Origin of the sequence: Selenomonas sp. AE3005 (assembly GCF_000686945.1) — a bacterium.
Taxonomy (GTDB): Bacteria; Bacillota; Negativicutes; order Selenomonadales; family Selenomonadaceae; genus Selenomonas_A.
In genome coordinates, this window is record NZ_JMME01000002.1 from 101248 (window position 1) to 120247 (window position 19000).

Here is a 19000-nt window from a genome sequence, read left to right on the forward strand (position 1 = left end):
TGAGATTGGAAAATAAGGCGAGAAATCGCAGCATACAGATAGGGGATAATAATTTTGCTTACACCAATGGACATACATAACAAGGATTTCAAGCGGAGTTTCCGTGGCTATAACGAGGATGAAATAGATGATTTCCTTGATAAGGTTGTTAATGACTATGAAAAACTGTTCCGTGAAAATGACAAGCTGAAGGCTGACCTGGCCCGCTCCCAGAAGGATATCGAGCAGTATCAGCAGCTGGAAAAGAACTTGAAGGACACGCTGCTGGTGGCACAGAGAACCGCTGAAGAAGTTACGAGCAATGCCCGGAACAACGCGGAAGAAATGCGCGAAAACACCACGAAGGAGTGTCAGAATAAAATCCAGGAAGCTGAGATGGAGGCTGACCGCATTATCGAGGAGGCCAGAAACAAAGTTCGGGCCATCGTGAGTGAGTATGACAGACTGGTGCGCGAGAAAAATCATTTCCTGCGCAAAATCAAGATAACCATGGAATCTGAACTGACGATTCTCAATGAAACGCTGGCGGAGATTCCCAATCCTGAACGGGACGAGCAGCAGACCCGTACGCAGGGAACGCAGGCCGAGGCCTTGCAGAAAGCCTTGGCTGACCATCAGGAACAAGTGCAAAATGACGAAACAGGGGAAGAAAAAGAGGAGGATTAAGGGCGCGTAAATGGCTTTGGGTTTGTTTTTGCTACTGCTGGTAATAGACCAGGCAGTAAAATTTTTTGTAGAGGCAACGATGTTGCCGGGGGAGAGTATCCCTTTGATTGATGGGATTTTTCACATTACCTATGTGCTGAATCCCGGCGCGGCCTTTGGTATTTTTCCTCACCAGAGTTGGTTCTTTATATTGGCCGGCGCAGCAATGATTGCTGCGTTTTTCCATTACTACTCCTGGCTGCAGCGTCAGTGCGGTTATTTTCATTATGGCTGTGTAGCCTTGCTGGCCGGAGCGGTGGGCAATCTTATCGATCGTATCCGCAACGGACTCGTGATAGACTTTTTTGACTTCCGTATCTGGCCGGTGTTTAATATCGCTGATGTGGCGATTGTTCTGGGTGTGGCCAGTATGATTTATGCAATACTTTTCAAGATAAAGGAAACGGACGAATAATGGCTAAAGAGGTTTCATATAAAGCAGAAGAGGCAGGCAAGCGGCTGGATGTGTTTCTGGTGACATATCAGCCGGAGCTGTCGCGCTCGCATATACAAAAGCTTATTGACCAGGGGGCAGTCCTGGTGGACGGGCAGGTGCGCAAGGCCAATTATAAGCTGCGCGGCGGTGAAACGGTGAGTCTGGTCATTCCCGAGGCGGAGCCTGTCAGTGTGGAGCCGGAAAATATTCCGCTGGACGTGCTCTATGAAGATAAAGATATCATCGTTATCAATAAGCCCCGGGGCATGGTGGTACATCCTGCGGCTGGCGTGCATACGGGGACACTGGTCAACGCCCTGCTGTATCATTGCCATGACCTTTCGGGGATAAATGGGGAGATTCGTCCCGGGATTGTCCACCGTTTGGACAAGGATACCTCCGGCGTGCTGGTCTGTGCCAAAAATGACGTGGCCCATCTGGACCTGGCAGAACAAATCAGCACGAAAACTGCCCATCGCATTTACCGGGCCATAGTCCACGGCAACATCAAAGAGGAGGCCGGGATAATCAAAGGCGATATCGGCCGCCATCCCACAGACAGGAAGAAGATGGCGATTGTCCGGGAAAACGGCAAGCCGGCGGTGACGCATTTCAAGGTACTGGAGCGTTTTGGGGAGTACACACTGGTGGAATGCCGGCTGGAAACAGGCCGTACCCATCAAATCAGGGTGCATATGACCAGCATTGGCCATCCCCTGGTCAATGACCCCAAGTACGGGCCGAAGAAAAGCTCACCTTTTGCCATTAAGGGGCAGGCCCTGCACTCGCTGAGTCTGACACTTAATCATCCTGTCACGAAAGAGGAAATGACCTTTACGGCGCCGTTGCCGCAGGATATGGAAAAAATCCTGACGGGGCTGCGCAATAAAATGGCCAAGATAAAATAATTGTTTTTGTTGAGGAGGGACCTTATGCCGGAATTTATCGATAAGGCAGTGCTCATGGATTCAGAGGGCATTCGCCGGGCACTGACCCGTATTTCCCATGAAATCGTGGAAAAGAACAAAGGGGTAGAAAACATCGTTCTGGTGGGCATTCGCACCCGGGGCGTACCCATTGCTGAACGGCTGGCGGAAAATATTGCTAAAATTGAAGGCCAGCAGCCGCCGGTAGGTGTCCTTGACATTACACTCTATCGTGATGACTTGTCAACTTTGGCTTATCAGCCCATTGTCCGGCCGACGGAATTGCCGGTGGATATCACGGGCAAAACCGTGGTGCTCGTGGACGACGTGCTTTACACGGGGCGCACTATCCGGGCAGCGCTCGATGCCATCATCGACAACGGCCGTCCGAAAACCATCCAGCTGGCGGTACTAGTGGACAGAGGTCACCGGGAACTGCCCATCAGGGCTGACTTTGTCGGCAAGAACGTGCCGACTTCCTCCCGGGAAGTAGTCAGTGTCCAGCTGCAAAATACGGATAATGATGAAAAAGTCGTTATTCGCGAAATCAAAGAATGACAAAAAAGCAGTGAGCCATGTGACTCACTGCTTTTAACTTATGCGGTTATTTATTCTGCGTCAAACAGGGGCAGAGCCTCGAGGAAGATTATGTCCGTGCGCTTAGCGGCATCGCCTTCAGCCAGAACACAGGCCTCACCGATAACCTTGCCGCCGGCTTTTTCCGTCAGCTCGGTGAGAGCTTTCATGGAACCGCCGGTGCTGATAACGTCATCGAGCAGCAGAACATTCTTGCCTTTGAGACGGTCTACATCAACACCATCGAGGCACAGTTTCTGCACGCCCTTAGTCGTGATGGAGATATCTTCTACCCACAGGGCATTTTCCATGTATGCCTTGACGGATTTACGGGCTACCACATAACGTTCCATACCCAGTTCACGGGCCAGGTCGGCAGCCAGGGGGATACCTTTGGTTTCTGCTGTCAGGATAACATCAGTATCAGCAGGAATCTTTTTGGCTAATTCCTTAGCACAAGCCAGAGTCAGGTCAGGGTCACCCAGCATGATGAACCCGGCAATTGCCAGCTTGTCAGTGACGTTTAAAATGGGCAAGGAACGCTTGCAGCCAGCCACTGTTAAATCATAAAATCTATTGGCCATAGTACACCTCTTCTTCATTTTTACGGAACTATTATACGCTCTTTTCCGATGGAGTGCAAATTTTATTGTACTATCCTGCCGGAATTGTGTAAAATATAATATTGTGATTTAACGAACAAAGGAGGCTGTTTGGTTGCGTATCTTACTAACTAACGATGATGGCATAAAAGCCCCGGGGATTGAGGCCCTGGTACGGGCTTTGCATAAAGAACATGAAATTATCGTCGCGGCGCCTATGGTACAGCAAAGCGGCATGAGCAACGCCCTGACTATTGGTCCCCCCATTGAGGTGGCCAGGGATACGGAAATGGAGTCACGTTACGGAATTGAGGCCTGGGCCATTGGCGGTACGCCGGCTGATAGTGCCAAACTCTATATAGAGGCGCTGGCCGGGACGGCACCGGATTTGGTCGTATCCGGTATCAATCACGGGGCTAATCTGGCCACGGACGTGATTTATTCGGGGACAGTTGGCGCAGCCATGGAAGGTTATTTCCATGATATTCCGTCCTTTGCCTTGTCTTTGGACGTGCATAGCGAACTCAGTTATGATGACGCGGCAGCGATTTTTGCCCGTGACCTCGAAAAACTGCTGCCAGACACGGATAAGGTGTTTCTCTACAATGTGAATTATCCTGTATTCCTGAAGGACGGTGAGGCTCAGTATGTCTTTGGCCGTCAGGGCAAGCGTGATTATATCAATGCTTTCAGCCGCGAAGAACGGGACGGCCGGGTGTTTTACACCATGGCCGGCGAAGTCTACGACTCGGATAAGGGCAGTGCTACGGATATTTACGCCACGGAGCAGGGCTATATTTCTGTGACGCCGCTGGTCACTGATTTGACTGACTATGTGGAGCTGGACCGGCGTCTGGAAAAATAGGGTGACGGTGAGACTGGTTTCGTGATAGAATAAAGGTTGAAGTTTTTTTGAAGTGTAGGGAGGATGTTACCATGGAATCCATGATTCGCGATATTAAACTTGCACCGGCCGGACACGATAAAATCGAATGGGTTAAGAACTTTATGCCCGTTATGCGTGCCATTGATGAGGAATTTTCCCGGACGAAACCCTTTGCCGGCAAGAAAATGGTTATTACACTGCACTTGGAGGCAAAGACGGCTTATATGGCCGAGGTCTTTAAACATGCCGGCGCCGAGGTGGCTATCACGGGCAGCAATCCGTTGTCTACGCAGGACGATGTGGCCGCAGCGCTGGTCGAAGATGGCGTGAATGTCTTTGCCTGGCATGACTGCACGGAAGAAGAATATTTTAAGTTCATCGACGAGGCCTTAAAGATTGAACCGGACTTTATCATCGATGACGGCGGTGATTTGGTGCATACGCTGCATACGACGCGCCGCGATTTGCTGCCGAAGATTGTGGGCGGTTCCGAGGAAACGACGACAGGTGTACACCGCCTGCGCGGTCTCGCCCAGGAGGGCAAACTGGAATTTCCGATGATTGCCGCCAACGATGCCTACATGAAGTTCCTGTTTGATAACCGTTATGGTACGGGCCAGTCCACATGGGACGGCATCATGCGGACCACGAATCTTGTTATTGCCGGCAAGACCGTGGTTATCGCCGGTTATGGCTGGTGCGGCAAGGGCGGTGCTATGCGTGCCCGCGGCCTCGGTGCCAACGTAGTCATCACGGAAGTTGACCCGATTAAAGCCATTGAGGCTATTTTTGACGGTTTCCGGGTTATGCCCATGGACGAGGCCGCTAAAATCGGTGATATCTTCCTGACATTGACCGGCGATAAGGACGTTATCGTAAAACGTCACTTCGAATCCATGAAGGACGGTGTTATGCTGGCTAACTCCGGCCATTTCGATTGCGAAATCAACATTCCTGAGCTGGAGAGCCTGGCCAAGTCCCGCCGCCGTGTGCGCAATAATATCGAAGAATTCCTGCTGCCGGACGGCAGAAAGATTTACCTGCTGGCGGAAGGCCGTCTGGTGAACCTGGCTGCTGGTGACGGTCATCCGGCCGAAATCATGGACCTGTCCTTTGGCGTGCAGTTCTTCTCCATGATGCACCTGCTCGAACATGGTAAGGAGCTGACGAAGGAAGTGCATTTAATGCCGGAAGAAGTCAATGTAAAACTGGCAGAACTCAAACTTAAATCATTGGGAGTGGCTATTGACGAGCTTACTCCGGAACAAAAGGCTTATTTGAACCTTAACTAAGCAGTAAACAGGGAGTGTAAGAATTTGAAAACTTTAATAAAGAATGTTTATGTTGTTATGCCGGATGGCACGACACCGGTTACCAATATCATGCTGGACGGGCAGAACATTGCCGCTATTGGCGATGTTCCCGATACGTTCCGTCCCGGCAAGGTCATCGACGGTAAGAATCATCTGGCCGTACCCGGCTTTGTCAATGCGCATACACATACATCAATGACGCTGCTGCGCAGTTATGCTGATGATATGGCGCTGATGGACTGGCTTAACGACATGGTTTGGCCGGCAGAGGCCAAGATGAATGAGGAAGATATTTACTGGGGTGCTATGCTGGCGCTGGTGGAAATGGTACGCTCCGGTACCACGACCTTTGCCGATATGTATGGCCCGTATATGAACCGGGTAGCTGAGGCCACGCTGGATACTGGTATCCGTGGCGTTCTCTCCCGTGGTATCATCGGTGTAGCTCCTGATGGCGATAAAAAGCTGCAGGAAAACGTAGACCTCTACAAAGAATTCCACGGCAGCGGGGACGGCCGCCTTACGGTAATGTTTGGCCCTCATGCTCCTTATACCTGTCCGCCGGAGTTCCTGCAGCAGGTGGCTAAGACGGCGCAGTCCTTAGGTGCCGGCATTCACATTCATATGCATGAAACGCGCACGGAAGTCGAGGATTCGCTGAGGCAGTACGGCAAACGTCCTTTCGCCTGGGTAGCGGAAACAGGGCTCTTTGACTGTGACCATGTTTTGGCTGCACATTGCGTGCATCTTGATGATAATGATATCGCCATTATGAAGAAATACAAGATAAATGCGGCGCATAATCCCGGCAGCAACATGAAACTGGCCAGCGGCGTATGCCCGGTACCGCGTCTGCTCAAAGAAGGCATTGTAATGGCTCTGGGCACGGACGGCGCATCTTCCAACAACAATCTGGATATGCTGGAAGAAGTAAATCTGGCCGCTATGCTCCATAAGGTCAATGAGTATGACCCGCTGGCTGTACCGGCGTTTGAGGCCCTGAAGATGGGTACGGAATACGGTGCCAAGGCTGTGGGTATCGATAAACTGGGCCGTCTGGAGGCTGGCTGCAAGGCTGATATCACGCTCTTTAACATGAACAGCCCGGCCTGGTTCCCTCGCAACAATCTGGTGTCCCTGCTCGTTTATGCCGCTAACAGCGGTTCGGTGGATACGGTTATCTGTAATGGTAAGGTCATTATGGAAAATAATGAAATCAAGACTGTGGATGAAGAACGTATCTGCTATGAGGCCCAGCGTTGTGCTGAACGCCTGTTAAAGAAATAATGTTGAGGTGATACCTTGAAAAAGAAGACAAGCGAGGGGAAAACAACCACCCGGCGCAGCCGCAGGACAGCTGTAAAAAAACGTCCTGAGGCCAGCCGTGCCAATCCCGAGCGGAAATACGAGCTGCTGGGCTTGTCACTGGCAGCCGTCAGCCTGATTTCCATCTGTGGTTTGTTTGGCCTCAACGTCGGCTTTGTTGGGGTGTATTTTGCCAAGTGCCTGCATTATATGTTTGGCATTGGCGCCATCGTCATATCCCTGCTGATACTGTTAATCGGTTATCAATATATTGTCAAACACCATGGCCTCGTGTATTCGCCCCGTTTCTTTGGCCTGGCCCTGCTCTTCTGGTCCACACTGGCCATCTGGCACCACTTTGTGGTGCCGCCCGGCGAGGAGATTCTGCCGGACAGCCTGCCCCGGGGCGGCGGCCTTCTGGCCGGCGGCCTGCTGCTCATGCTGCGGCGGTTCTTTGGTGTTGACGGTACGATTATCCTGCTCGGAGCCGGTGTAATCGGCTCCATTCTGTTGTCCACTACCTGGTCCCTGGCCAATGGTGTCCTGCGCACGCAGCGCACCGCTGTACGGGGGGCCAACGCCACCGGCAAAGCCGTGGCTGTGGCTTATGAAAAAGTCGCCGACGTCAGTGAACGCGTCGAGGAAAAAGTAGTGGAGAAGGTAAAAAATTCCTTCTACAACCAGGAACAGGATGACCATTTTTCCGCCCAGCCTTTAGACGATAAGGTGGAGGAGCCGGCAGTGGCTGCGGCCGTGGAAGAAACTGCTCCCGTTGCACCAGTGGTGCAAGAAACACCGGCGGCCCCGGCAGAACCGGAACCTGAACCATTGCCCAAGTTTACCATTGAGTATGGCCGCAGTGAGGACAGTGAACCGCTCGTCGAGGCGGATATGGACGAACTGCTGGCTGAGGCCGAGCAGGCGGTGGAAGAACCGGCAGCAGAGCCGGTTATCAACGTGGCTCAGCCGAAACCGGTTGCGCCCTCGAAAAAGCCGCTGAAGGAAGAGAGCAAGCGGACAGCAATGCCGTCCTATGGGGAAATAGCTCCTATCCGCCCGGCAGCTGCCATTTTAGATGGCTCCGAGCAGACGGTAACGGAAACGCCGAAACCCGTAAAGCCTTATGAACTGCCCAAGGTTACGGAGATTCTCAGCAAACACAGTAAAAAGCAGAATGTGGCTTTGGAAATGGAAATCGAGGAAAATGCCCGGACCTTGCAGCAGACATTGGCGGACTTCAAGGTGAAGGCCACGATTATCAATGCCTGCCACGGCCCGGCTGTAACCCGTTATGAACTTGAACCGGCACCCGGTGTCAAAGTCAGCAAGATTACCAATCTGGCTGATGATATTGCCCTGCGGCTGGCGGCCAGCTCCGTGCGTATAGAACAGATACCCGGCAAATCAGCTATCGGTATTGAAGTTCCCAACAAAGAACTGGAAGGCGTACAGCTCCGCGAAGTGCTGGAAAATCCCAAATTTGATAAAGCCAAATCCAAACTCACGGTAGGGCTGGGCATGGATATCGGCGGTCAGGGAATTTTTGCTGACCTCGGCAAAATGCCCCATCTGCTGGTAGCTGGTGCTACAGGCTCCGGTAAATCCGTGTGTATTAACACTTTGATTACCAGTGTCCTGTTTAAGGCCAAACCTGACGAAGTTAAATTTATCCTGGTGGACCCCAAGATGGTGGAATTGTCCAATTACAACGGCATTCCCCATCTGATGGTGCCGGTGGTTACCGACGCCAAGAAAGCAGCCTCCGTGCTGAACTGGTCCGTGCAGGAAATGGAAAAGCGTTATGCCAAGTTCGCGCAGAACGGCGTCCGCAATATGCAGGGATATAACGACAGTTTCCCTGAGGACAAAATGCCGGCCATCGTCATCATCATCGACGAGCTGGCTGACCTCATGATGGTAGCTCCCCACGATGTGGAGGACGCGATTTGCCGTCTGGCACAGAAAGCCCGTGCGGCCGGTATTCATATGGTACTGGCAACGCAGCGCCCCTCGGTGGACGTTATTACCGGTATTATCAAGGCCAATGTGCCTTCCCGTATATCCTTTGCCGTTTCCAGCCAGATTGACTCCCGTACCATTCTGGACCGCAGCGGTGCGGAAAAACTGCTGGGACGCGGTGATATGCTCTTCTTCCCCATCGGGGCGTCCAAACCGCGCCGTGTGCAGGGGGCTTTCATCAGCGACGAAGAGGTGGAAAAACTGCTGGACTTCATTCGTTCCCAGGGACAGGAAATGGAGCCCAACGAGGAAATAGAGGCCTTTACGGAACGTGAACTGGCGGAAAATAACGATGAGGAGAGCAGTAAGGGCGGCGGCCGCAAGGCTCCCAAAACAGATGAACTTCTTATGGACGCAGTCAATCTCGTCATGAGTACCGGTCAGGCCTCGGCCTCCAGTATTCAGCGAAGGTTCCATATCGGTTATACCCGGGCGGCCCGGCTGATTGACACCATGGAGGAGCTGAACATTGTCGGCCCGAACCTGGGCAGCAAACCCCGGGAAATTTTAATGAGCAGTGAGCAAGCGCTGGATACGCTGGCCAATGTGTAAGGAGTTTTATTTTGCATATCGTACTTATCGAACCCGAGATACCCGGCAACACCGGTAATATTGCCCGGTTGTGTGCCGCTACGGGCATAGAGCTGCATTTGGTGCGCCCTTTGGGCTTTTCCACCGATGACAAGCATTTGAAACGGGCAGGACTTGATTACTGGCATTTAGTCAAAGTGCATTATCATGATAATTTTGACCAGGTGCTGCAAGAGTATCCTGACCATAAGTTTTACTATTGTTCCACGAAGGCCCCCCACGCCCATACGGAAGTGAACTACGGGCATGATGACATGCTGGTCTTTGGCAAGGAGTCAGCCGGCATTCCCGAGGAGATTTTAAATGCTCACTGGGAATCATGTGTGCGTATCCCCATGATTGAGGACGCGCGGTCGTTAAACCTCTCCAATGCCGTGGCTGTTGTGGCTTATGAGGCCCTGCGTCAGCAGAATTTTGCCTCGCTGGCGGAAAAGGGCCCTGGGCTCAGAATGTGGAATAAATGAGAAAGGGAATCATAAATTGCGGATAAATGAAAATTTTTTAGCAGCTTGTGGAAAAATCCTGACGCAGGACCAAATATTGCTCGATGCCTCCATGCGTGAGCATACCACATTTAAAATCGGCGGCCCGGCAGACTGCCTGCTGCTGCCCAAAAGTCTGGAAGAAACCCAGCGCCTGCTGACGCTGGTACAGGAATACGAACTGCCCCTGACCATCATCGGCAATGGTTCTAACATGCTGGTGCGGGATAAAGGCATTCGTGGCGTAGTCATTAAATTTGCCCGGAATATGTCTGCTATCCGGGTGGACGGCAGCCGTATGGTAGTGGGGGCCGGTGCCCTCTTAAAAGATGTATCTGATGCGGCGGCTGACCATAGCCTGGCTGGTCTGGAATATGCCTGTGGCATTCCGGGCAGCATCGGCGGTGCGGTCTTCATGAACGCCGGCGCTTATGGCGGTGAAATGAAAAACGTGGTGAAAAGCGTTAAAGCTGTCACGCGCAGCGGCGAGGTGAAAACCTATGCCAAGGACGAACTGGAACTGGGCTACCGTCACAGTATTTTCCAGAGCAATGGTGAGGCCATTGTGGAAGTAGAGCTGGAACTTACCTCTGGTGAGGAATCGGCTATCCGTGCCGCCATTGCCGATTTTACAGCCCGGCGCGAAAGCAAGCAGCCATTGGAAATGCCCAGTGCTGGCAGCACCTTTAAACGGCCGGAAGGCTATTTTGCCGGCACGCTTATCGACCAGACCGGTCTCAAGGGCCTGCAGGTGGGCGGTGCCCAGGTGTCAACCAAACATGCCGGTTTCGTGGTCAATGCCGGCGGTGCTACTGCCGAAGATGTGCTGAACCTCATAAAGGAAGTGCAGAAACGGGTAAAAGAGGCACATGGTGTTGAACTTCAGCCAGAAGTTCGCATGATTGGTGAAATTTAATAGCAGGAAAAAGAACACTCCTCTCAGAATATTACAAGTAAGATTCCGAGAGGAGTGATTTTTATGCGGTTGGAATTTTTAGGCGCAGCCCATACGGTGACGGGCTCCTGCTATCTGCTGGAGGCTCAGGACCATAAGTACCTCATCGACTGTGGTATGTTTCAGGGGGCGCGGCGGATTCGGGAACTGAACTATCAGCCTTTTCCCTTCAATCCTGCCAGTATCGATGCAGTATTCCTGACGCATGCGCATGTTGACCACTGCGGACTGATTCCCAAATTGGTTAAGGACGGCTTTAAAGGCAGTATCTATGCTACTCAGGCCACCTGCGACCTGGTGCAGATTATGCTGCCGGATTCAGCGTTTATTCAGCAGTCTGATGCCGAATCCTTCAACCGTAAAAATCAACGCCGCGGTGAAGAACCCGTTGAACCCATTTACACCATTGACGATGCTTATGAGGCGCTGAAACACTTTGTCCCTGTGCCCTATGAGCAGGAATTTACCTTAGGAGAACACCTGGCCATTAAGTATTACGATGCCGGTCATATCATTGGCTCAGCGATTGTGGAGCTGTTGGTTAAGGAAGGTGACAAGGAGAGTAAAATGGTATTCTCCGGTGACCTGGGCCAGCCGAATCAGCCCATTATCAAAGACCCCACGATACTGAACGGCGCGGACTTTCTGGTGGTCGAGTCCACTTATGGCGACCGGCAGCACCCGCTTTATGACAAGGAAACCCGGCTGCTCGAGGTCATCAACGATACGATGGACAGGGGCGGCAATGTCATCATTCCGTCCTTTGCGGTAGGCCGTACCCAGACATTGCTGTATTATTTCTACAATCTTTGGAAACAGGGGCGGCTTGACGGTGACATTCCGATTATTTTGGACAGTCCGCTGGCCATCAATGCCACTCGTATTTTCCTGAAGAACTTTCAGGACTTTGATGAAGAGGCCATTAAAATGTTCGGGGATAATGAGAAACTGGTCGAATTCCCCCAGCTGCGTATCTGTAAGACGCCGGAGGAATCACGGGCGCTCAACAGCTCGGAAGGTTCGGCTATCATCATTTCCGCATCAGGCATGGCTGACGCCGGGCGTATCCTCCATCATCTGAAACATAACCTTTGGCGTCCGGAGTCCACGATTCTCTTTGTGGGTTACCAGGCTGAAGGCAGCCTGGGGCGCCGGCTGGTCGAAGGTATCAAACGCGTCCGGATAATGGGCGAGGAAGTGGCGGTCAAAGCGCAGATTCAGGTACTCAATGGCTTTTCCGCTCATGCCGACACCAATCAGCTGATGGAATGGATTAGCAATTTCCAAAATCCCAAACCGGCGAAAGTTTTCATCGTACATGGTGAGGCCCAAGGGCAGGAATTCCTGAAGAGCAGGATTCAAAAGGAATACAAGGGCGAGGTCTATATCCCGTTCCGCGGCGATGCCGTGGTCATTCATGGCCGGGCCTGTGAGGTACAGCCGTCCAATATTCCCGAAGTATCGGTGGAAATGGAGATGGAAGAACAGCTGCGTATCTTCGACGCGGAATACCGCAATTTGCGGCATAAAATCATGCAGCTTGTGGTACGCCAGCCCAAGACGATGGAACCGCTGCTTAAAGCGATTACCAAAGGTTTTAACTATCTAAAGAAACTTTGTGCCCCGTTTAATATTTAAGGATAACGCATAATAAAAGCCCTCCTCTGTGAATAACAGCTAAACTTGACGCCGGCAGCGGCAAGGGTTATTTACAGGGGAGGGCAGTTTTTACTAGGGATGTTTACTGACGGGGGGACTGATTGTTATCCCAGCAATAGCCACCATGACCATGCGGGCCACGGCCACGGCAGTGCCAGCCGTCAGTTGACTGGTCAGATTCCTGCCAGCAATATCCGGGACGGTCAGGATTAGCGGCAGCCATTACGGGAACGGCACTGGCAAGAATGAGTCCGGCGGCACAGGCAGCAAATATTTTTTTCATGGTAATACCTCCTAAATGCAAAATAGATTGTTTGATGTTATTATTATTACAGGTATATGTGACGAAAGTGTTACGATTGGTGACGAAAATAAAATTTTCTTTATGACTGGCTATATTTTAAGGAGGATTTATGATGGCAAAGCTGCTAATCGCTGATGATAATGCGGCCATACGGGAGATTTTGCAAATTGCCGCTGACGCTGCCGGTTTTACTGCCTTGCTGGCCAGTGATGGGGAGGAGGCCTGGCAGATATTTACAGAGGGCGGCATTGATTTGCTTTTGCTCGACGTGATGATGCCCGGACTTGATGGTTTTGCCCTCTGCCAGCGGATTCGCAGGGAGTCAGATGTGCCGATAATCATGATAACAGCCCGGGGAGATGATTATGACCGCATTATGGGCCTTGATATAGGGGCCGATGATTATGTGGTAAAGCCGTTTTCCACGGCCGAGGTAATGGCCAGGGTTAAGGCTGTGCTCAGACGCTGGCAGAAAAATGAACAAAGTGCAGGGGCTCTGGCCTGTGGCAATCTGCGTATACTGGAAGGGACAGGCCGGGTGGAAGTGGCAGGAAACGCACTGCCCCTTACGCATAAGGAATATGACCTGCTCTATTTATTTATCAGCCATAAACAGCAGATTTTTTCCCGGGAGCAATTACTGGACTTACTCTGGGGCTATGATTACAGTGGTGATACACGCACGGTTGATACGCATATCCGCCGGCTGCGTGCCAAACTGGAAAAAGCCGGGTGTCAGGGCGGCGTTATTGCTACCGTATGGGGACGTGGGTATCGCTGGGATTGTGAGGAAGGGCAATGAGGAATATGTCATTATGGCAGCGCATGCTGTTGTACTTTTCCGTCGTACTGGTCTTATTTTCGCTGCTGATGGGCATAGCCTTTACGGTGTTATTTGCCCGGCATAGTCAGGTAATCCATCAGGAGGAAATGCAAAAAAGAGCGGTGGCGCTGGCTGCCGTGATTCCGGCCATGCGCGAGGCCGGTGAATGGCTGCAGGCAAATGACGGTATGGCGGAACCAATGATGCGTCACGGCCATGGTCATGGCCGGCACGGCATGATGAATAATGGCGGCTGGTGCCGGCGGCAAATCAGCGGTGACAGTTCCTTCTTTCATCAGCTCAATGAGCTGGGGGACGGCGATGTTTGGCTCGTAGCTGCTGACAGTCAAATGATTTGCTCCTATGGCAGTCAAAATGGTGATACCATGACAGAACTGCCACGGGAGGCCGAGAACCTCATCACCGCGGCTATGCGTGGTGAACGTGTGCAGAGTCAGGCCTTTTCTTCGCTGCTGGGGACGCCTGCCCTGACAACTGCTGCGCCCATATACTTTGATGGCAGGATAAAAGGCGTGGTACTCTTGCACCATTCCTTAAAAAATATGGAGCAGAACCTGTGGCAGGGGCTGCGGACGCTGGGATTGTCCTTGCTGCTCGCCCTGGTGCTTACGGGAATAATCGCCTTTGTCCTGACCAGAAGGTTTTTACGGCCATTGCTGCAAATGCAAAAAACAGCCCGGGCCTATGCTGCCGGCGACTTTACGGCCAGGACGGGCATAGTACAGCAGGACGAGCTGGGACTGCTGGCTGCGGACATTGACGCGCTGGGCGCAGAATTGGAACAGGCCAGACACGAGCGCCAGGCCATGCAGCAGCAGCGGCAGGAATTCCTGGCAGAAATATCCCATGAACTGCGCACGCCTTTGACAATTCTGCGCGGTACACTGGAAGTACTCTGGCAGGGAATGGTAAAAACGCCGGAACAAACAGCCAGTTGTCAGCAGCAGGCTATGTCGAGCCTGGCAGGCATGGAAGTGTTGGTGCGTGATTTACTGGAATTGACGCGCCTGCAAAATCCCGGCTTTAAACTGACAGAGGAACAGCTGGACGTGACAGAGGCTTTTCGTGAGGCCGTACAGCAGGCGCAGGTGCTGGCAGACAGGAAAGGCATTGAATTAAGGGCTGAGTTTACAGAACCACTCGTGGTGACAGGCGACTACGGTCGCTGCCGTCAGCTATTGCTGATTTTACTGGACAATGCGGTGAAGTTCTCCCCGGCAGGTGAGACGGTGACAGTCAGCCAATTGCGGCAGGGAAAAGGCTGGAAATTTGTGGTGGCAGACCATGGCTGTGGTATTGCGCCAGCCGAGATAGAACATATATTTACGAAATTTCATCGCAGTCATGACGGGAATAATAAGCAGGGAACGGGCCTGGGGCTGGCCATTGCCTGGGAAATTGCCCAGCGTCATGGCTGGCGTCTGTCCTGTGTAAGCCAGCTGGGAAAAGGCAGTAAATTTATAATTTCGCAGTCATAAAGGTAAGAAGATAGCCCTGCCTTTTGTCATAAAAAAACCGAAGGAACTGTATGGCAGTATCCTTCGGGTTTTTATTTTAGGATGTTTTCTTAGGCTCAGGCAGGAGAAAGGTAGCGGCAGCACAGCAGACTGAAATGCCGAGAATGACCAGCATGACCGCCACAATGCCGTAGCTGTCGGCGTACCAGCCCAGCGAGGGAACGATGATACCGCCAATACTGAACGACAGCCCCAGTGTGACGCCTGAGGCAAAGCCCAGGCTCTTGGCCAGGTAACTTTGCCCTAAGACCACGAACGCCGCGTAGGGCCCCTGCATGGCAAAACTCATAGGAATCAGCATGGCGTAAACGGCCCAGATATTTTGCGTAAGAACAACGATGGCCAGACAGGGCACGAGCAGACAGCAGCCATAGCGCAAAGTGTTTACATAGCCCTGACGGTCAGCCAGCCAGCCGCCGACTAATGTGGCGGCAACGCCGGTGATGGAAATAATCGACAGTGTGGCACTGCCGACCGCGTGACTGGCACCGAGTACCTGAATACAGAACAGCGGCAGAAAACTGCTGATAGCTGTAAAGAGAGTGGAACGGAAAACGATGACGAGAAACAAACGGGAAAAGCCGTGCCAGTCGTTTTCCTGTGGTGCTGATTGGGCCTGCTGCTTGCTGGCCGGGGAGGACAAGAGGCGCTGCGATTCCCGGCGAATGGCCGGCGAGGCCAGGGCAATCATGGCGGCTGTAAAGAGGGAGGCAATGCCATAGAAAGCCGTGCCATGCATGCCAAAGGTCGTGACCAGGAAAACGGCTAACAGTGGGCCTAAGCCAAAGCCGCCATTACCGCCAACGCTGAAAATACTCATGCCCTGTCCTTTTTTGGCGCCGGCAATGGCATTGACATTACGGGCGGCCTCGGGGTGAAAGATGGAGCTGCCAATGCCCATGAGCGTGACAGCGGCAAAGATGCCCCAGTAATCGGTGACAAAACCGGTCAAGGCCAGGGAAAGACCGGCCATCAATACGCCGAGTACCATGAACCACTGCCGGGAGCCCTTGTCCGCCAGCCAGCCAAAGAGGGGCTGGATAATGGAAGAGAGGAAGGACGAGGCAAACATCAGACCGGCGATGGAGGTGTAGTCCATTCCATATTCACTGACGAAGAACGGCAGCAGGGCTGGCAGGGAACCGCTGTTGATATCGACGCTCAAATGGCCGGCTGACAGCATATAGAGATATTTTTTATTCATGGGGAAGTCCTTTCAGGGTTACTGTGGGTCCTGCGCCAGAATCGGCGCTAATTCCTGCTCGTCAGGCGTGATGTAAAGTGTCTTTTGATTGGTAAAAATGACAAAACCCGGTTTGCTGCCGGAGGGCTTTTTTACGCAGCGGATTTCCGTGTAATCTACCGGTACTTTGGAGGAACCCTGCGCCTTGCTGAAATGCGCGGCCAGCTGGGCGGCCAGCAGAAGTGTTTCCTCGCTGATTTCCTCGCCACCGTTGCGCAGAATGACATGCGAGCCGGGAATATTCTGCGTATGAAACCAGGTGTCATTAAAACTGGCTGTTTTGCAGGTCAGTTTATCGTTTTGGTAGTTGTTTTTGCCTACGAGAATCTGCGTGCCATCGGGGGCAGTAAAGCGGAAGGGATGGGAGGGCTTGTCATTGTTTTTGCGTTTGAGCTTTTCACGCAGATAGCCGCCTTCCACCAGTTCGTTGTGAATCTCTGCGATTTCCCCGATACTGGCAGAGGCCAGCAGGGAGGCCTCGATACTTTCCAGATAAGTAATAGAGGCCTCGCATTCCTGACGTTGTACCTGTAACAGCTCCTGCGCCCGTTTCAGCTTGTCGTACTTCTTGTAGCACAGCTGCATATTCTGAATGATGGTATAACGCTGGTCGAGGGGAATGGTGATTTCCTCGCCGGTCTCACTGTATATATTAACTACGGTGATGGCGGCATCTTCATGGTCATTGTACTGATATTGGTAAGTCATCAGATTGTCGCCGCGAATTTTATATTCCTCCGCGTTTTCGGCGGCCGCGATTTCCTCGTCTAACTTCACCAATTTGTTTTCGGCCCGGTGCAGTTCGTTCTTCACGAGCTTTTTAAACCTGTCCTTATCGGGCAGAACATAGCTGCCGGCCAAAGCGCTGGCCTTTTCCAGCATGGCACTGATGTTCGGGAACGAGAGCGTAACAGCGTCACTTAGATAATGCAGGGGAAAGGCAGCCATGGCCAAAACTTTTTGCTGACCGTCGATGAGAATTACCGGCTGAGGTGTCTCGCCGCTGGCAGCCTCACGGATTTCGGACAGTGCGGCACTTACAGCCTGGAAGTCAACGTCCTCTAAAGCACTAAGGCGAGTGCTGGGCGCAAAACCGCCGAGAAAACAAACTTCTTTTGCTGATACCGGGCCAAAGCCCATGCAGGTGCCCAGCAGTGCCTTGTCCAGACGTTCCTCCGGTGAGTTTGCCTGAAGACGCGCCATAACCTCTGTCATAGGTACCGTAAAAAGGTCGAGCTTGTCCTGCCCCGGGGGTAGTTCGTAGGCATCGCCCGGGAGTACGGTGCGGACACGGCTGCTGTTGGTGCCGATTTTACGCAGGGCGTCGATGATAACGCCGTCCTGAATCAGAATGATATTGCTGTACTTGCCCATCAGCTCGAGCACCAGCGTTTTCGTGACGATTATACCGCCGGCGGCAATGCTGTCCATGTCAATGAGAATAAGACGGTCCAGCCCATGCTGGCGGATGGCAGCAATACGGCTGTTTTCCAGCTGCTTGCGCAGTACCATACAAAAGACCGGCGGCTCGGGCGGATTCTCTAAGTTTTTCGTCAGCAGATGGGCCGTGGGATTCTGGGAATTTATACTGATATGCAGCTGATGATTCTGCCCTGGCTGTCTGATGGACAAAACGATGGACTGCTTATTAGGCTGGGTTATCTTATCTATGCGCCCCCCGGCGAGAGCGTCATTCAATTCACGCACCAACGGGCGCATGGAAAAGCCGTCAAGACTCATGATGTATCTCCTTAATTTCCGAATAATAGACTATCCTCAATTATACCCCACACGGAGTTGACCGGTCAAATTGACATGTCAGTGATGGTCGATTCATGATATAATGGCAGTAAGTATAGTAAAGATAAGAGGAACGATGAATGTATACTATTGAATTTAATCATTGGCGAAAAATAATCGAGGTGATTTCTCGATATTCAGATAAAGTAGAATGGGTAAAACTGTTTGGTTCCAGGGCCAGGGGCGATGCTAAGGTGACATCGGATATTGATTTAGCCGTTTCTGCTAGCTCAGATGTGATAACAAAATTATCTTTAGCCTATGAAGAAAGCTTATTGCCTTATACTTTTGACATTATTGACTACAAGCGTCAAACAAATGATAAGTTGAGACAGGCAATAGATAATGATGGGGTATTTATTTTTAGCAGCTCAGGAGGCGAAACAATTATGACAAGAATGAAGATAGAAATGAAACATGATGATTATCACCATGCTTTGGAACGGTTACAGTCAGCGTTAGGAAAAGAACCTGATGCTGATGATATGTATTTGGATGCTACAATTCAGCGATTTGAGTTTTGTTTTGAGCTCGCATGGAAACTGATGAAGGTTGTGTTGGAATATGAAGGGATTACAGTCAGCAGTCCTCGTTCCAGTATCCGTGAAGGATGGAAACAGGGGATGATAGCAGATGCTGAAGGTTGGCTGGATATGCAGGAAAAGCGTAATTTATCAGCACATACCTACAATGAGTCAACGGCTTTGGAGGTTTACCGTCTTATAAAAGAAAAGTACGCAGACCTGCTGCTGGCATGGGATGAGGAAGTTTTAAGGCGCTTGCAGGAAATTTAAGCAAATGGATAGGGATTGACTTGTCAATGAGGGGGCTGATATG

General features: G+C 51.7%; 18 protein-coding genes. 14 read left to right on the plus strand and 4 right to left on the minus strand.

Annotated elements, in window-relative coordinates:
* Positions 1 to 54: 54 nt before the first annotated feature.
* The 4 genes from DL94_RS13990 (at position 55) to pyrR (ending at position 2625) form a co-directional block, all read left to right on the plus strand.
* On the plus strand, positions 55 to 666 hold the full coding sequence (locus DL94_RS13990; protein ID WP_037371207.1) for a DivIVA domain-containing protein: 612 nt from the start codon (positions 55 to 57) through the stop codon (positions 664 to 666).
* Between the two features lie 79 nt (positions 667 to 745).
* Positions 746 to 1120, plus strand: coding sequence for a signal peptidase II (gene lspA, locus DL94_RS0102800; RefSeq protein ID WP_369793695.1), 375 nt, complete (start codon positions 746 to 748; stop codon positions 1118 to 1120).
* Positions 1120 to 2049 carry an RluA family pseudouridine synthase gene (locus tag DL94_RS0102805; RefSeq protein ID WP_028128843.1) on the plus strand — a complete coding sequence of 310 codons (930 nt, stop codon included), beginning with the start codon at positions 1120 to 1122 and terminating at the stop codon, positions 2047 to 2049. The genes lspA and DL94_RS0102805 overlap by 1 nt, the downstream gene beginning before the upstream one ends.
* Positions 2050 to 2073: 24 nt before the next feature.
* On the plus strand, positions 2074 to 2625 hold the full coding sequence (pyrR, locus tag DL94_RS0102810; RefSeq protein WP_028128844.1) for a bifunctional pyr operon transcriptional regulator/uracil phosphoribosyltransferase PyrR: 552 nt from the start codon (positions 2074 to 2076) through the stop codon (positions 2623 to 2625).
* Between the two features lie 50 nt (positions 2626 to 2675).
* Here pyrR and DL94_RS0102815 read toward each other — a convergent pair whose 3' ends face one another.
* Positions 2676 to 3227, minus strand: a complete 552-nt coding sequence (locus DL94_RS0102815; RefSeq protein WP_028128845.1) for a phosphoribosyltransferase family protein — start codon at positions 3225 to 3227, stop codon at positions 2676 to 2678.
* Positions 3228 to 3360: 133 nt separating this feature from the next.
* Between DL94_RS0102815 and surE the strand changes: the two genes are divergently transcribed.
* The 7 genes from surE (at position 3361) to DL94_RS0102850 (ending at position 12434) form a co-directional block, all read left to right on the plus strand.
* Positions 3361 to 4110, plus strand: a complete 750-nt coding sequence (gene surE, locus DL94_RS0102820; RefSeq protein ID WP_028128846.1) for a 5'/3'-nucleotidase SurE — start codon at positions 3361 to 3363, stop codon at positions 4108 to 4110.
* Positions 4111 to 4181: 71 nt separating this feature from the next.
* Positions 4182 to 5423, plus strand: coding sequence for an adenosylhomocysteinase (locus tag DL94_RS0102825; RefSeq protein WP_028128847.1), 1242 nt, complete (start codon positions 4182 to 4184; stop codon positions 5421 to 5423).
* 24 nt (positions 5424 to 5447) lie between these two features.
* A complete protein-coding gene (locus tag DL94_RS0102830) occupies positions 5448 to 6731 on the plus strand; it encodes an amidohydrolase (protein WP_028128848.1) in 1284 nt (427 codons plus the stop codon).
* A 15-nt stretch (positions 6732 to 6746) separates the two neighbouring features.
* A complete protein-coding gene (locus DL94_RS0102835) occupies positions 6747 to 9320 on the plus strand; it encodes a DNA translocase FtsK (protein WP_028128849.1) in 2574 nt (857 codons plus the stop codon).
* Between the two features lie 11 nt (positions 9321 to 9331).
* On the plus strand, positions 9332 to 9823 hold the full coding sequence (gene trmL / locus DL94_RS0102840) for a tRNA (uridine(34)/cytosine(34)/5-carboxymethylaminomethyluridine(34)-2'-O)-methyltransferase TrmL (protein ID WP_028128850.1): 492 nt from the start codon (positions 9332 to 9334) through the stop codon (positions 9821 to 9823).
* A 22-nt stretch (positions 9824 to 9845) separates the two neighbouring features.
* Positions 9846 to 10757 carry a UDP-N-acetylmuramate dehydrogenase gene (gene murB, locus DL94_RS0102845; protein WP_028128851.1) on the plus strand — a complete coding sequence of 304 codons (912 nt, stop codon included), beginning with the start codon at positions 9846 to 9848 and terminating at the stop codon, positions 10755 to 10757.
* Between the two features lie 63 nt (positions 10758 to 10820).
* A complete protein-coding gene (locus DL94_RS0102850) occupies positions 10821 to 12434 on the plus strand; it encodes an MBL fold metallo-hydrolase RNA specificity domain-containing protein (protein ID WP_028128852.1) in 1614 nt (537 codons plus the stop codon).
* A 103-nt stretch (positions 12435 to 12537) separates the two neighbouring features.
* Here DL94_RS0102850 and DL94_RS0102855 read toward each other — a convergent pair whose 3' ends face one another.
* Positions 12538 to 12738: a hypothetical protein gene (locus tag DL94_RS0102855; protein WP_028128853.1), complete on the minus strand. Its 201-nt coding sequence runs from the start codon at positions 12736 to 12738 to the stop codon at positions 12538 to 12540.
* A 133-nt stretch (positions 12739 to 12871) separates the two neighbouring features.
* Here DL94_RS0102855 and DL94_RS0102860 point away from each other — a divergent pair, with 133 nt between their 5' ends.
* Together DL94_RS0102860 and DL94_RS13995 are read left to right on the plus strand one after the other, a co-directional pair.
* On the plus strand, positions 12872 to 13561 hold the full coding sequence (locus DL94_RS0102860; RefSeq protein WP_028128854.1) for a response regulator transcription factor: 690 nt from the start codon (positions 12872 to 12874) through the stop codon (positions 13559 to 13561).
* Complete coding sequence (locus tag DL94_RS13995) at positions 13558 to 15081, plus strand: sensor histidine kinase (RefSeq protein ID WP_028128855.1); 1524 nt, start codon at positions 13558 to 13560, stop codon at positions 15079 to 15081. The genes DL94_RS0102860 and DL94_RS13995 overlap by 4 nt, the downstream gene beginning before the upstream one ends.
* 76 nt (positions 15082 to 15157) lie before the next feature.
* On the opposite strand, the gene DL94_RS0102870 is transcribed toward DL94_RS13995, so the two are convergent.
* Both DL94_RS0102870 and DL94_RS0102875 read right to left on the minus strand, forming a co-directional pair.
* Positions 15158 to 16324, minus strand: a complete 1167-nt coding sequence (locus DL94_RS0102870; protein ID WP_028128856.1) for an MFS transporter — start codon at positions 16322 to 16324, stop codon at positions 15158 to 15160.
* 18 nt (positions 16325 to 16342) lie between these two features.
* Positions 16343 to 18103 carry an Rqc2 family fibronectin-binding protein gene (locus DL94_RS0102875; RefSeq protein ID WP_028128857.1) on the minus strand — a complete coding sequence of 587 codons (1761 nt, stop codon included), beginning with the start codon at positions 18101 to 18103 and terminating at the stop codon, positions 16343 to 16345.
* 140 nt (positions 18104 to 18243) lie between these two features.
* On the opposite strand from DL94_RS0102875, the gene DL94_RS0102880 reads away from it, so the two are divergent.
* Entirely contained in the window at positions 18244 to 18957 is a 714-nt protein-coding gene (locus DL94_RS0102880) for an HI0074 family nucleotidyltransferase substrate-binding subunit (protein WP_028128858.1), read from the plus strand.
* Positions 18958 to 19000: the final 43 nt, after the last annotated feature.

What these genes read in the sequence shown, in the direction of transcription:
- lspA (WP_369793695.1), top strand. Translation starts at nt 746, where the DNA reads ATGTTGCCGGGGGAGAGTATCCCTTTGATTGATGGGATTTTTCACATT.
- DL94_RS0102805 (WP_028128843.1), top strand. Translation starts at nt 1,120, where the DNA reads ATGGCTAAAGAGGTTTCATATAAAGCAGAAGAGGCAGGCAAGCGGCTG.
- pyrR (WP_028128844.1), top strand. Translation starts at nt 2,074, where the DNA reads ATGCCGGAATTTATCGATAAGGCAGTGCTCATGGATTCAGAGGGCATT.
- DL94_RS0102815 (WP_028128845.1), bottom strand. Translation starts at nt 3,227, where the DNA reads ATGGCCAATAGATTTTATGATTTAACAGTGGCTGGCTGCAAGCGTTCC.
- DL94_RS0102825 (WP_028128847.1), top strand. Translation starts at nt 4,182, where the DNA reads ATGGAATCCATGATTCGCGATATTAAACTTGCACCGGCCGGACACGAT.
- DL94_RS0102850 (WP_028128852.1), top strand. Translation starts at nt 10,821, where the DNA reads ATGCGGTTGGAATTTTTAGGCGCAGCCCATACGGTGACGGGCTCCTGC.
- DL94_RS0102855 (WP_028128853.1), bottom strand. Translation starts at nt 12,738, where the DNA reads ATGAAAAAAATATTTGCTGCCTGTGCCGCCGGACTCATTCTTGCCAGT.
- DL94_RS0102860 (WP_028128854.1), top strand. Translation starts at nt 12,872, where the DNA reads ATGGCAAAGCTGCTAATCGCTGATGATAATGCGGCCATACGGGAGATT.
- DL94_RS13995 (WP_028128855.1), top strand. Translation starts at nt 13,558, where the DNA reads ATGAGGAATATGTCATTATGGCAGCGCATGCTGTTGTACTTTTCCGTC.
- DL94_RS0102870 (WP_028128856.1), bottom strand. Translation starts at nt 16,324, where the DNA reads ATGAATAAAAAATATCTCTATATGCTGTCAGCCGGCCATTTGAGCGTC.
- DL94_RS0102875 (WP_028128857.1), bottom strand. Translation starts at nt 18,103, where the DNA reads ATGAGTCTTGACGGCTTTTCCATGCGCCCGTTGGTGCGTGAATTGAAT.
- DL94_RS0102880 (WP_028128858.1), top strand. Translation starts at nt 18,244, where the DNA reads ATGTATACTATTGAATTTAATCATTGGCGAAAAATAATCGAGGTGATT.